Source organism: Ruegeria sp. K3 (assembly GCF_056531845.1).
Genome location: NZ_JBQFMM010000008.1, coordinates 1 through 13,007, shown reverse-complemented (window position 1 = coordinate 13,007; position 13,007 = coordinate 1). Strand labels below are relative to the sequence as shown.

The following is a 13,007-nucleotide window of genomic DNA, read 5'->3' as shown; positions in this document are numbered from 1 at the left end:
GGCGATTGGCGTTGCGGCGGACTTTAGGTGATTCAACGCGCCGAGGAAACCTCGATTAAGCCTGATCAGCGGCGGGGATCACGATGCGATGATACCAAAGCCAGCGCAGAATGCGCGACGCCGTGTGTGTGGCCAAAACCTCTGACCAGCTCTTGATGATGTTCAAAGTGGTTGTCGGGGCGCCCAGCCGCTCTAGCAACGGTCCCAGCATTGCGCCCTCCAGATTTGCAACTGGCCTTGGAAGATTCGGGTGCCCTATGACAAGGCCGGGTTCGATATGCGAAGCGGTTTGCACGCCGGAAGTGATGAGCTTGGCCTGAGGTGACAGGATGAGGGGCTGATCATCACGCAACGCCTCCGTGTTTGGATCGAACGCTGGAGACTTTACCCAATCCAACGGCTTTGCGCGCTCAGCCCAGAAGTGCGAAGGATCGACAGCATGCTGCCGTGCATAGAAATCGGCTGCGAGCGCTGCATGGGTCTGCACACGCTCGAATTGCCGATCCGCATAAAAAGACAAGGCCAGATCACTATGATCGGGGGTTGTCAGAAGCGTGTTCACCACAGCTGCGGCCTGCACCGCCTGCCCCATCGCCAATTGCACCCCCTGCGACGACAACGCGTCGACCGCGAAGCTGGCCTCTCCGACCCGCAGAAGGTCGCGCGTTGGTGGTGTTGTCTCGGCCTGGCTGGTCGCATCCGCCCGCCGCACAGGCCCGATACGGCGCTGTTCCAGACAGGGCGCTAGTAGTGTCGAACGGGCCAGAAGATTCAGATAGAGATCGCGTCGATCTGCGGGTGGCAGCCCGATGCAGGCGTCGGGATCGACAAAAACCATTGCGTTGACCACTCCTCCCGGTAACAGCGCGCCCCAATACCAATGTCCTTGTCCCGCCTCGACCCGGGCTTGCGGGCCAAAGCCCGGCGGCACGTGCCAATAAGCATAAAGCGCTAACAAAGGTTGGGATGCAGGGCGAAACCTGCGGCCCAGCCCGGCTTGCCGTCCCGCTGCGTCCAGCAGGATTTGTGCCTGGATCCGAAAGGCGCCCGTGTCGGTCCGAACGGGAATCTCCCAACCAGACTGCTGGCGCACCGGGCGGTATGCGCGCGCAGGTTGGATGACCTGCGCCCCTGCCGCTTGTGCTGCACGTAACAGCACCGCATCGAACTGGCCCCGGTCAACCAAAAGTCCGGAGTGATCACCGTCGACGCCGCGACGTTCGAACGCTCCGGCCCAATGCAAAAGCGATCCGCTTGCACGCAGAAAACCGGCTTGGGAAACGGTTTCGTCGACCCCCAACAGGTTCAGGATCGGCCAGATTGATGGCGGCAATGACTCGCCGACATGTTGGCGCGGGAACGTTTGCCGCTCGATCAGGCAGACGCGCCGACCTAGCTGAGCCAACCTCAGCGCAGCAGCGCTACCTGCCGGGCCGCCTCCGATCACGCAGATTTCGGTCTCAATCTCCATCCGTTCAGGCAGAGGCCACCCGTGCGGACACGCCAAAATAATCCGGACGTGCTTCGGACAAGCGGACATAGGCCTGAAGGCAATAGTGCAACCAACCTCGAATGTAGTCGCAAGCGGGGCGTCCGCGATGGATGACTTCGTGATGACACCCGCCGCCGCACAGATACCGCGCCCAGCAGGTGCCGCACGGGGATTGTGTGTGCACGTGCCGATCCGCCAACCAGTTCTCGCGCCGTAGGTCGGGGCCATCATAGACGTTGCCCATGGCTCCGGCTTCGTCTTCAACAAAGCGATGGCAAGCGAACAGGCCGCCATCAGCAGACACGCCAAAATACCCGCCCCCTGCCCCGCAGGCATAGGGCCGGTGGGTGCCTCGGTGGATCTCCTGCATCGCCGCTGCCATGTTCGAGAAAGGGTAGCGCCGCCCTTCGATTACCGCCGCCTCGAAAACTTCGCCGCAACGGATCATCTGCGATAGCATCTCGTCCAAATCACTCCGGTTCAGTTCATGCTGACCGTTGGGCGAGGCCAGCATGGGCGAGAATCCAATCGAATGAAATCCCATTCCCACAAACCGATCCAGCGTCTCTGGCAGGTTCATATTCTTCGGCGTAACCGTTACCCGAGCACCAACCTGCATACGGTGTTGAGCTGCCAGCAAAGGTTCGACCCGTTTCAGGATCGTATCAAAACTACCCCGACCGCCACGATTTGGGCGCAGCTTGTCATGGACCTCGCCCACGCCATCCAGACTGATGGTGACAGCAAATCCATGCGTTTCGAAAAACGCCGCATCCTCGGGGCGTAGCAGGGTCCCGTTGGTTGTGATCGAGAACCCGACGCTCAACCCGTTGGCATGCGCCTGATCGACGGCATATTCCGTAGTGCGTTGCACCAGATCGCGGTTGATCAGAGGTTCTCCACCCAAATAGGCAAGGTTGATCCGCACACCGGGTTCGGCTTCGGCCACCAGCCGATCAACCGAAGCCTTGGCGACTTCCCATTCCATATTCCGCGCGGGTCCGCCAAATTCTCCCCCTGCAGCATAGCAATAAGTGCAAGCCAGATTGCATTTCTGCGCCACTGCCAGTGACAGCGACCTCACGGGCATACTCTGAGGCGGCGTGTCATCGATGAAAGGTGTTCCATCCAATCCCATGGACCTGAGGAAAGCGCTCTGACTTCTCTTGTCCATCGTTGCGAATTGGTCCGCCGTCCCCTCAGGCACATCAAACACGCGCGATCCATCAACGGCCAGCATGTGATCTCCATGCCCTGTGTCAAAGAAATGCACCTGCGCGGCGGGTGGGATCACGCCTTACCCTCCGTCCAGAACGGGATGCCAATCCCCTTGGCGGCCAGCGCTTCGCCCTCGACGCGGAACAGCTTCATATCATCGCGCACCTGCTGGATGTAGGCCTGGGAGTCTTCAAATTTGCCATCCGCTTCAAGCGTATAGGCGTTGGCTAACCCATCCTTGACCTTAGCGTAGAGTTCCAGCGCCATCCTGGCCTCGTCTTCAGTGCCAACCTCAATCTGACGCAAATAGGCAGGCGTGCCTTCTCCCGTATCGTATTTGGCCAAAACGTCCTTCATTTGACTGAAGCGCAGGAAGTGCTCGTCCCCGTCAGTGTCGATCCGTACCGCCAGCGCATAAAGGCGGCGTTCCGGGAACAAATCCTCCTGCTCCAAAGTCGCCACACATTGCGCATAAGCGCGGTCGATAAAGCCTCCGGGGCGCTCGATCTCGATGAAATCCGCAAGCGCTTCGGCCGTCAGTGGCCTCAGTGCGCGCGGCTGCGTCTTACCCTTGCCCGCCGGCAAGGTTTCGGACGGGGTCAAGATGGGTTCATACCCCTCGGGCTCAAGCTCCCAAAGCAACTGGTTCGCCCAGCGCATATGAGTCATCTCGCCAATCGCGACCTCCAGCACCGAACGCCGGGCAAATATCAGATCGTCTTTCAGCGTCGGCCATTTTCGGGTATCCGCCGTTTCGGGATCCGCCAGCGAGAAATAGGCATAAAGATATTGCAGGCTCAGCGTCATCTCCATCGCGGCCAGACGCGTCTTGAGGTCCTCGATCATCGCCTGCGGCGTGTCATAGGGCTCCACACCTGGCATTTCGGGATCAACTTCATAAACCTCGCCCGTTTCGCGGCCTTCAACGACGATAGGCAATTCGCTCCACATCTGATTTACCTGATAATGGTCAATCTGGTAGGGGCGGTTTTGTTCGACCGTATTCAGCGCCGCGACGTTACCGGACGGAGACTTGTCCGAGCGCAGCCAATCCAGATAGGTCTCGGCCTCGATCGGGTTCTTTGACTGACCCGAGGGCAGCTGATCGTCATGCGCCACCTCAGCCATCACTACGTCGGGGTGGTTCGAAGGCCAGTAGTGGCAGCCGCAGTCGCGGAAGTCATGGGACCACGGATTGCACAGGCTTTGCGTCAATTCGCCGGGGTCATAAGCTTCGCTGAAGACCCCCGCCTCGGTCCGGTACTGGCGGCGGAATCCGTGCAGGATGACCTGCTCGGTATCCACGATGCCCTCATGATTGCGCCGTTCCAGAGCAATGCTGACCGGTTTGTCATCACCATGTTCCAGACTGCGGATGAACCGCCAAATCATCAGCCCGTCATAGGGTGTGCCGTCTTCCTCCTTGAAAGTGATGCGCTTACCGCTCTGCTCGACCCATGACAGGAACCAGCGACCTTGGCTGAGCTTTGCGCCGATGTCACCGCTGTAGGCCTCCAACAGCGTCTGCACCCACTCCTCGGGGCTGTTGTCAGGCAGCATCGGGTCGTAGAAATAGTCCACAAAAACCAGATGGAAGCCCTGCGAATTCTTCGGTGCCTCGGGCGCGGGGTTCAGCGGCACCCGCGCGGCGTTGAACACCAGACCGGGGAAAAAGCGGCGGTCCAGGTTGCGCACATCCATTTCCAGACCGGGAAAGCAATTCCCCACCGATCCGTCCAGTCGCGTGTTGTCGGGGTTGCCCGGTACCTTATAGGCCGCGCGGGCGGTCAGGTTGCGGGGTTTAACGCGGATTTGGCCGGGCTGATCAGACATTCTGAGCCTCCGTTTCCTGTGCAACCAGATAGTCGATGAACGAGATCACCAGATGGTACTGCCTGCGCGACAGCGACAGCGGGTAATAGTTGGAATCGCGCATATAAGGCGGCATCCGCGCGTCGTGCATCGAGTCGCGGATAATCCGAGGATCGCGAAAATCCGGGTTCGGATTTTGATCAGGGTTCGGGTCGGTTTCAAGCTCGGTCAGGATACCATATGGTGGACGCAGCAGTGTTTTAACGAAATCCGGGCGACGGCGTAGGAAATCCAGCAGGTTGGCCTCGTCAATCAACTGCTCATGCACGAACTTCGTCGCCACTGTATAGGGCAGCCGATCATTCGGCACGGAGTTCGAAAAGACTGAGATCGGTTGCGGGCGGATCAGTTCGTCGATCTTGTCCGGCGGCCTTGCATCCTCCTCCGTCATGGATTTCGCATCGGTTGACGGCAGGCCCGGCGTCGGGGAAATCCCGGTTTTCGCCTGTAATTTGGCATTGTCCTTCAAACCTTGCGCGCGGATATCGTCGAGGTTGATCAGGCTGTTAGTCTCGAAGGCGCGGCGGAAAATATCAACCACCTCATCCTTAGCTTGCGTGTAGTTTTCTTCAGTTACCGAGATTAGCGACAGATCACGATCGGCCAGATCATCCTCAAGGCTGTAGAACGGCCGCGCATCAGGTGCAAAATCGGGTGGTCCGGTCATGATCGTGGCGCGCGCGGTCAGGCGTTCGCCACGTACAGCCAGCGTCGCCTCGATCACGCCATCGCTGGTGTCATCGGCCACTCCCCAGGATTGGTCATTGCCCACACGGGCACCGTCGTAACTATCGTGCGGCTCAGGGTCGTCCGAGGTGCCGGACATCATGATCCATTTCGACCAAGGGGTGTCGGGGTTCAGGATGCGGTTCTGTTCGGGCACGATTTCGTGGATGCGACCATATTCCGATTTCGGCGGGTCGTTCTGATAGCCCGGTACGGCCAGCGTCGCCGGACCGTATGCAGCATCAGGCGGGCCATAAACCTCACCTTTCGGAGGCATAAAGCGCAGGCGCAGGATGCTGCGGTCGATGAACTCCCCTTCGACCGGTTCATCATGACCCTGCACAGGATGCATCACACGGATTGAGCCTAGCGGGATCGGGTTATGCTCATAGACCATCGGCTGTTGTTCGGACGTATACGGGCTGAAGGCCAGCAGGGGTTTCGGGGTGAAATCCTGACCCGCAATCTCGACCCGTGCACGAAACCCGCAAGCCGCGTCGCCAGTCCGGCGCTCGGCCTTGGTGTTCCCGACGGTGACCGAATAGCGCACGTTTTGCAGCGACAGGCCCTGATCGTCGAGCAGATCGAGCGTCACCGGTGTCTCATATTCCTCGCCCGTCTCGGCGTCATGCATCCGCGCCCACAGCTCAAAGAACGGGGCAACCGGGCGCAACGCGCCGCCTTCGTCGCGAAAGCGGATTGTGTCGGGATCGGGAAGATAGGCAGTGACACTGCCATCTTCAATCTCGCGAAAGGTTATGTTCGACCGGATGACCGTTTTGTTGTTGCCATGGGCATCCATGTCCTGCTGCCACTCATAGCTTTCCAGCGGTGTCTCACCCGGTCCAAGACGGGCAACCGCCATGGGTGGCAGAAAGAAAATCTCTTGGATCGTGTCCATACTGGGCCCTCCCCCGTTTGGCCTTGGCAGCCCCCGCTTTCAGGGGTTCGAATAGCTCTCGTATGTGATCGTTGGGTCGTCGAATATCGGCTTGGACGTATCTCGGATGATGTCTGGCGGAGCGTCATCCGGCACAGGCGAAATGCTCTGCTGATAATGGAAGAAATTATGCGGGTCGAATTTCTGCTTCACGAACAGCAAAGAGTTGAAATACTCGCCCCAATATTGCCAGCGATAGTTCTTCTGAGTCCGCCGCGGATAGTTCTGATAGACGCGGTCAATGAAATAGCCTTCTTCGGTCATCAGTTCCATGAATCCGTCGAGCCACGGCACCACGATCTCTTTTTCTTCTTCCGACACCCAGAACACATCGACGTAGAAGTTCAGCGACACATCACGGTGAATGAAGGCATTGCCTTGTTTGCCCAACGGCATCCGATTGATCGCCCCCCCATAGGGTTCGATGGCCACAGCGCCATAAGCGTTGGGCGTGCTGTCGAGGTAGTCTACGACGCGCTGCCATTCGGCTTCGTTGAGCTGGCGTTCAATATATCCGGCCTGCTTATCTTCACGCGCCTGATCGGGGACGACGGGGATGTCATATTTGTCGTCATACAGCCATGAGTTGATTTCTTGATAGGTGCCATAGTTCTGGTCGTCCTCCCCCATCTCGCCGCCGATTTCATCGCTCAGCAGGGGCTGAACAAACGCGTTCCCCTCTTCGGACGTGCCATCATAGAGCGCCGACACCAGCAGCACTTTTCGATCTCCCTGATAGGCCAGAAAGATATAGGCCCCGAAACGGTCATCTTCGCAGGTGCGCATGTAGTTGGCCTGCAGGTACTCCAGTGCCTTGGCGGCTTTGTCCAGCGGCCATGTGATGTGGCAACCCCAGACTTCATATAGCTGGTGCAGCTGGTAGCGGATTTCCAGCAACACACCAAAGTTGTTGCCGGTCCCGCCTCGTATGGCCCAGAAGAGGTCGGAGTTCGTATCTTTGTCCGCGATCACGATACTGCCGTCCCACAGCATGACCGTGACGCCCAGAACGTTGTCGCAGGCCATCCCAAGCCGGCGCGAGGTAAAGCCATAGCCGCCGCCCATCATGAAACCCGCCACGCAGACATCCTGACAGGCCCCGCCCGGCACGTGCAGGTGATATGAGTTCAACTCCGAATTCAGCATCTTGAACGGTGTGCCCGGACCGACATAGGCCATCGGCACCTTTGGATCGACGGTCACGTAATGCATTCGGCTGGTATCCAGCACCATCTGGTTATTGACCGAATACCCCGCCGTGCTGTGACGCCCTGACCGCGCAACAACCCAAAGGTCATGCTCGCGCGCGAAAGCAAGGCTGGCGCGTACATCCTGGATGGTCTCGCAATAGACGATGATCTCTGGGTAGTCCTGGAAAGCCGGATTCCAAACCTGCCGGTCATTGTTGTAATCCGCGTCGGTCGGCAGAGTGACCGTTCCGATCAGTTTCTTCTCAAATTCACGTATCTGATCGGGCGTGATCGAATGGTACTGCTGCAGCGCCAGATCGGTACGGCTTTGCGCCAAGACATCCTTGGCCAGAAGTGTTTTGCTGATCTTACGCATTAGGTCTCCTCATACCACAAGAGCGGGGCGCCGGACTGGTGACCCAGCGCTTAAAAGTCGAAATTCAGGTATCATCCCAACTCTGCCCGCGCCCAAGCTGGCAGCAAGTTGGCCTTCGGGTCAAGTAATCGTTTCCATCAACGCTCGTGCGTCTTTGAGGTCCGGCAGTTGGGCATCTTGATGGAAATGCGACATGACCGAATTCAACGCCTCACCAGCCGGTTCGCCTCGGTGTTGCCGCCACTCCGCCAACGCGACCGCCGCACGAAGCTCGTAAAGCCGCGCGCCTTGCCTTTGCGCAGTTTCGATAGCGCGCAATAGCAGCGGTACGGGATCGCCCCCGGTCTTGGCTACAAGGGCGGCCTCAATACGCAGTTGATCGGCCTCGGCCCATTTCTCTTCGGTTTCGCTCAGAACATCTCTGGCGTGCGTCAGAGTCTGATGCGCAGCGTCGTGATGGCCGGCGTTTGTCTGAATCTCGGCAATCAGCGAAGGGAAGAAAGTCTTGTAATTTCCGGCCCCAACCGACCACCAGTCTTCCGACGCCTGACGCAGGTCCTCGATATGTTCGACTTCAGAGGTCGTGGTCGCCTTTGCCCAGCTTTCCCATAGCCGCGCAATGGTCGCCATAAAGGGTAGCGAATGCTCCTCGGCGACTTCGGACAGCGCCTTAACATCCCTTTGCAATGCAGGGATGTCGCGCGCCAGCAGGTGAACCTTGCACATGTAAACCAAGATCTGCGCCACACTATGCGCGTGCTTGAGGTTCTTGGACCATTCCAGCGCTGTATTCTGCACCTGCAGGGCATCTTGATGCCGACCCATCAGGCAATAACATGTGCCCAGAAATGCTGATGTAATCGCGGCATGATCCGTTCCATAGACATAGGCTAGCTGGCTGTGCTGATCAAAATCATAAAGCGCCCAAGCTTGCTCAAGATGGCGCTTTGCATCTGACAGGTTGCCCAGATGCAATTGCACCGCCCCCATGGCGCGATGACCGACCATGCGGTGTTCGGTCTTGCCGCTTGTCGCCGCCAGATCGAGGATCTGCGCAGCCACGCCTTTCGCCAATCGATATTCGGCACGCACAAGATGGAATGCATATAGCCCGTTGAGCACAGGAAACAGCCGCTCGGTCTCGTCAGCTCGGTGACATAGTTCGCGCAGACGCCCATAGGCCTCACCCGTCGCATCCCCCGAAATACCGCTTGTTGAGCGCAGGACACCGGCACGCAGGATCTGGATGTCGATCTCTTGCAAATCCCGTGCACGGCTCTTTGGCAGATCGGCAAGCTGATCCAGAGCTTTCGACAGATGGGTCAACGCCTCGGCCTGGGCCGAGCGTTCGATCGCTCGACGCCCCGCGCTTTGCCAGTGCATCACGGCCTCATCCGCGCGTTGGGCCAACGTGTAGTGCTGTGCCAGAACCTCGGGCTGAGTCTGGGCCAGTTGCGGCTGGTTCTCCAGCAACGCACCCGCCGCGCGGTCATGCAGCGACTGCCGTTCCGTGCGCAGCAGGCTGTCATAAGCCATGTCGCGAATCAATGCGTGGCGGAAGATGAACTCATCCTCTGCCGCATCCGGGGCTTGAAGAATGATCCCGGCCGATGAGAGCTGTTCCAGTCCGGCCTGCAGAACCGTCGGAGACAGAAACGAAACAGAGGCCAGCAACGCGATCGAGAACTGCCGCCCGAACACGGCGCCGGTTTGCGCCACTTCTTTGGCCTTGCCCAAACGGTCCAAACGCTCCATCAGCGAATCCTGCAACGTGCTGGGAACTGAAAGCGATGGCAGGGGGCCGCGTACGACATACCCCTTGTCGCTCAAGCGCAATTGCCCCGATTCTAAAAGGCCGCGGGTCACTTCCTGGACATAAAGCGGAATGCCATCCGTCTTGGCCGCAATAAGGTCGCAAACCTCGGGTGGTACTGGGTGCCCCCCCGCCACCTCAGCTACGATCTCAGCCACATCCCGATTGGTCAAACGCTTGATAGGTATACGCAGGGTATTGTTGTGGTGACCCCAACCCGGATCGAAACCGGTACGTGCTGTTACGACGATCAGCACCGGTAGGTCCCGAATATGTTCGATCACCCGATCTGTAAGAGACAAGGTGGTCGGATCAACCCAATGCGCATCTTCGAACAACAGCAACACCGGTCGTTCTCGCGCTAACGTTGCAAGCTGTTCTGTCACTGCCTCCAACGTCTTCTCAAGCTTCACTTGCGGCGGCAGGTCGAGAGGCCCCAGCGTAGCATCCGCATCAACGCTCAACAAATCAGCGATCAGGCGCACATGCTCAGGCGGGTGATGGCGCAAGAGGTACGAGAGTTTTCCCAGTTTATCCTCATCGTTGTCTGTCGGCGCAAATCCTGCGGCGCGTTCCAGATGCTGAATGATCGGATAAAGTGCCGAGTTGGCATGAAAGGGCGAACACTGGAAGTTCAGGCGAAGCGCGCCTTGATCCAGCACTTCTTGGCTAAGCCCCTCAATCAGGCGTGATTTGCCGATCCCTGCCTCGCCAGTGACAAGAACCGATTGTCCAGCGCCCTGACTTGCCTCATTCCATTTGTCGGTCAGCTTGCGGAACTCTGCCTGGCGCCCAATGAGCCGACCAGAACCGGCATCAGGCATTATGTCAAATCTGCGCTCGATCCGCGCCTGCCCTGTGACGCTCCAGGCTTGTATCGGTTCCGAAAACCCTTTCAGTGCGAAAGACCCGCGATCCTGCAGTTCAAATGCATTGCCCACCAATCTGCGAGTGGACGGGCTGATGATCAGTGTATTGGGCTCGGCCAAACTCTGCAAACGTGCTGCCAGATTGGGTGTACGCCCCATGACCACGTCATGTTCCTTCAACCCTTCGCCATGGATCTCGCCCACAACGACAAGACCGGTCGAAACACCGACCCGCGCAGTCAGACGTTCCTGGCCTTCCATGCGATTCAATCCTTCAAGAATATCCAGACCCGCATGAACGGCGCGCGAGGCCGCATCTTCCACCGCGTGAGGATACCCGAAATAGATCATCGCCCCGTCACCCATGAAATCGGCGATATGTCCACCAAAGCGAGCAACCGAGGTCGAGCAAATTTCCTTAAACCGCCGAAGCAGCTCCCCCAAGTCTTCGGGATCAAGCCGCTCGGACATGGCAGTCGAGCCAACCAGATCAACAAACATAACTGTCAGTTGCCTCCGCTCGGCGACAATCTTCCCGCTGCCTTGCACCGGGGTCGGATTGGCATCCCGCGCCTGCCCCAATGCGGCCATCAATCGGCGCCTTGGTCCAAGTGGCAGTCCAAGGTCGATCAAATCATGTTCGGAGAGATGTGCGAGATCGGCCAATGTCACTTCGTTCGACGCGAATACCGGCGCATATTTCGACAGCCCGTGTTCTTCAAGGAATGCGTCGATCTCTGTCATTATCCCCGTTGTCCCCGATCGTCTCCGGGTTCCCCTACCCGGTCAGGCTTGCATATTGTGACACAAAAGCCGAACGACTTTAGCACATTAGCTGGACAGTCCTGATGGCTTTTCCTTCAGCCTTGATCAAGCTTTTTCTTTATTGCCGCACACGTCAAGTGAATTGCGCCACACGTATGCACCAAGCCCGCGCCTCTGTTGCAGGAATTTCGCTTGTCTGGTGGGAAATGGCAGGGGCAGCAGGGTTCGAACCCGCGACCTACGGTTTTGGAGACCGTCGCTCTACCAACTGAGCTATACCCCTAGGCTGGGCCATCAGATATGACAGAGGCGCAGCGGACTCAAGAGGCTTTTTGAGTTTTCCGAACACTTTACCGCTGACAAAAAAGTTGCGCCCGGCGCGCAGTTCTTTAAGACAAGGCTCGGCCAGCAGGAGGACCGCAGCCTTGAGCATCCGCAAGAAAATCGCAGACAGCGAAGCCGTGCTGAACTGGGTCGCGCGACGGATCGCAAGCTATATCCGGTTGGTGCATCGCAACACACGCTGGCAGCGCATCGGTTACGAAGAGCTGGATCAACTGGCCGAACAGGGCGAACCGGTCATCGTGGTGCTGTGGCACCAGAGACTGGCACAATCGCCATATTTCTTCCCACTGGACAAGGGCCGCATTTGCTCGATCACTTCGGCAGCGCGCGCGGGCAGCATGGTGGGGCGAGTGCAGAAGCTGTTCGGGATGGATACAATTGCAATGTCCAGCCGCAAGCGCCACGTCGCCTTGTCGCGCGAAGTGCTGGGAAAGATGAAACAGGGTATCTCGATTGGCATTGCCGCCGACGGCCCTCGCGGACCCGAGCGGGTATCCTCGACCGTACCGCTGGTCTGGGCTCGCACATCAGGTAAACGAGTTTTCGGCATCACCTATTCCGCGCGGCACGGGCGCGAAGCCGGAACTTGGGATCGTCTGCTGATGCCTCGCCCCTGGCGCAACGACGGCGTGTTTCTGTGCCGCGAATGGACCGATCCAGTTCCACGCAAGGCCAGCGAAGAGCAGATTGAGGCCCTTCGTCTGAGCCTTGAGCAGCATATGAACGACATCACCGCCGAGGCCGACCGGATGGTCGGGCGTGAGCCATGGGCAAAGAGCATGTGAACCCAGAACCCGGCGTGAAACGACTATTGCGCCGTTAGGCCGCATCTGCGCTGGTTTTGACCGAGGTCGCTCCTCTCGCCATGCTGTCCGACATTTCAGCAAGCTTGATATCAAATCGCTTGCGCTCTCGGCAAAAGTCGCTGATTTTGCACTCAATTTCCTGTTCGTCATCACCGAGAACAGCGGCTCTCATATCGTCCAAATCCTTGCTGTGAAGGATTTGCGTTCCATAGTTCAGAAATTCAAAACCAAACATCTTAGTCTCCCCTGATCGCCGGGACGCGCTTGATTTGCGCGTCACCCTTGCTGTTGCAATAGAGAGCTGGGAGTTCAGTCTTCGTTTGGAGTGGACGGTAGATTAAGAATGCGAGATCGACAGCTGTTTTGTTCAATGAACTCAGCTTGCCCGAGATCATTCGACGAATAATCTCAATGCGCCGAGAAGATTGGATGAGAAAAGGCCGCCCCATGTGGAGCGGCCTTCTTTAGTTCACCGATTTGTCGGGCCAAAGCCCGACTACCGTGATTACTCGATGATTTTCGAGACGACGCCGGCGCCGACGGTGCGGCCGCCTTCGCGGATCGCAAAGCGCAGGCCGTCTTCCATCGCGATCGG

Annotated in this window: 9 protein-coding genes and 1 tRNA gene; 1 reads left to right on the top strand and 9 read right to left on the bottom strand. The window is 58.2% G+C overall.

Features of this window, described 5'->3' with window-relative positions; translation table 11 throughout:
• Positions 1 to 55 precede the first annotated feature (55 nt).
• The 7 genes from qhpG to ACR0MP_RS14540 form a co-directional block, all read right to left on the bottom strand.
• Positions 56 to 1,471, bottom strand: a complete 1,416-nt coding sequence (gene qhpG, locus ACR0MP_RS14570; RefSeq protein ID WP_480887056.1) for a flavin-dependent monooxygenase QhpG — start codon at positions 1,469 to 1,471, stop codon at positions 56 to 58.
• 4 nt (positions 1,472 to 1,475) lie between these two features.
• Positions 1,476 to 2,786 (bottom strand): radical SAM protein, encoded by a 1,311-nt coding sequence (locus ACR0MP_RS14565; RefSeq protein WP_480887054.1) that lies wholly within the window; start codon positions 2,784 to 2,786, stop codon positions 1,476 to 1,478.
• On the bottom strand, positions 2,783 to 4,543 hold the full coding sequence (locus tag ACR0MP_RS14560; RefSeq protein WP_480887052.1) for a ferritin-like domain-containing protein: 1,761 nt from the start codon (positions 4,541 to 4,543) through the stop codon (positions 2,783 to 2,785). The genes ACR0MP_RS14565 and ACR0MP_RS14560 overlap by 4 nt, the downstream gene beginning before the upstream one ends.
• Positions 4,536 to 6,209 carry a hypothetical protein gene (locus ACR0MP_RS14555; protein ID WP_170594301.1) on the bottom strand — a complete coding sequence of 558 codons (1,674 nt, stop codon included), beginning with the start codon at positions 6,207 to 6,209 and terminating at the stop codon, positions 4,536 to 4,538. Before ACR0MP_RS14555 ends, ACR0MP_RS14560 begins: the two co-directional genes overlap by 8 nt.
• 39 nt (positions 6,210 to 6,248) lie before the next feature.
• Positions 6,249 to 7,814 carry an FAD-binding oxidoreductase gene (locus ACR0MP_RS14550; RefSeq protein WP_170402229.1) on the bottom strand — a complete coding sequence of 522 codons (1,566 nt, stop codon included), beginning with the start codon at positions 7,812 to 7,814 and terminating at the stop codon, positions 6,249 to 6,251.
• Between the two features lie 120 nt (positions 7,815 to 7,934).
• A complete protein-coding gene (locus ACR0MP_RS14545; RefSeq protein WP_480887050.1) occupies positions 7,935 to 11,240 on the bottom strand; it encodes an adenylate/guanylate cyclase domain-containing protein in 3,306 nt (1,101 codons plus the stop codon).
• Positions 11,241 to 11,468: 228 nt separating this feature from the next.
• Positions 11,469 to 11,544 (bottom strand) — tRNA-Trp (locus ACR0MP_RS14540).
• Between the two features lie 142 nt (positions 11,545 to 11,686).
• Between ACR0MP_RS14540 and ACR0MP_RS14535 the strand changes: the two genes are divergently transcribed.
• Positions 11,687 to 12,391, top strand: coding sequence for a DUF374 domain-containing protein (locus tag ACR0MP_RS14535; RefSeq protein WP_170402235.1), 705 nt, complete (start codon positions 11,687 to 11,689; stop codon positions 12,389 to 12,391).
• A gap of 34 nt (positions 12,392 to 12,425) precedes the next feature.
• Here the strand turns inward: ACR0MP_RS14535 and ACR0MP_RS14530 are convergent, their stop codons facing one another.
• Both ACR0MP_RS14530 and ACR0MP_RS14525 read right to left on the bottom strand, forming a co-directional pair.
• Complete coding sequence (locus ACR0MP_RS14530) at positions 12,426 to 12,647, bottom strand: hypothetical protein (RefSeq protein ID WP_170402241.1); 222 nt, start codon at positions 12,645 to 12,647, stop codon at positions 12,426 to 12,428.
• Between the two features lie 270 nt (positions 12,648 to 12,917).
• Positions 12,918 to 13,007 (bottom strand): EF-Tu C-terminal domain-related protein (locus tag ACR0MP_RS14525; protein ID WP_211330766.1); only part of this gene is annotated, 90 nt, incomplete at its 5' end.

Excerpts from the sequence above, each read along its gene's own strand:
- qhpG (WP_480887056.1), bottom strand. The coding sequence starts at position 1,471 with ATGGAGATTGAGACCGAAATCTGCGTGATCGGAGGCGGCCCGGCAGGT.
- ACR0MP_RS14560 (WP_480887052.1), bottom strand. The coding sequence starts at position 4,543 with ATGTCTGATCAGCCCGGCCAAATCCGCGTTAAACCCCGCAACCTGACC.
- ACR0MP_RS14555 (WP_170594301.1), bottom strand. The coding sequence starts at position 6,209 with ATGGACACGATCCAAGAGATTTTCTTTCTGCCACCCATGGCGGTTGCC.
- ACR0MP_RS14550 (WP_170402229.1), bottom strand. The coding sequence starts at position 7,814 with ATGCGTAAGATCAGCAAAACACTTCTGGCCAAGGATGTCTTGGCGCAA.
- ACR0MP_RS14545 (WP_480887050.1), bottom strand. The coding sequence starts at position 11,240 with ATGACAGAGATCGACGCATTCCTTGAAGAACACGGGCTGTCGAAATAT.
- ACR0MP_RS14530 (WP_170402241.1), bottom strand. The coding sequence starts at position 12,647 with ATGTTTGGTTTTGAATTTCTGAACTATGGAACGCAAATCCTTCACAGC.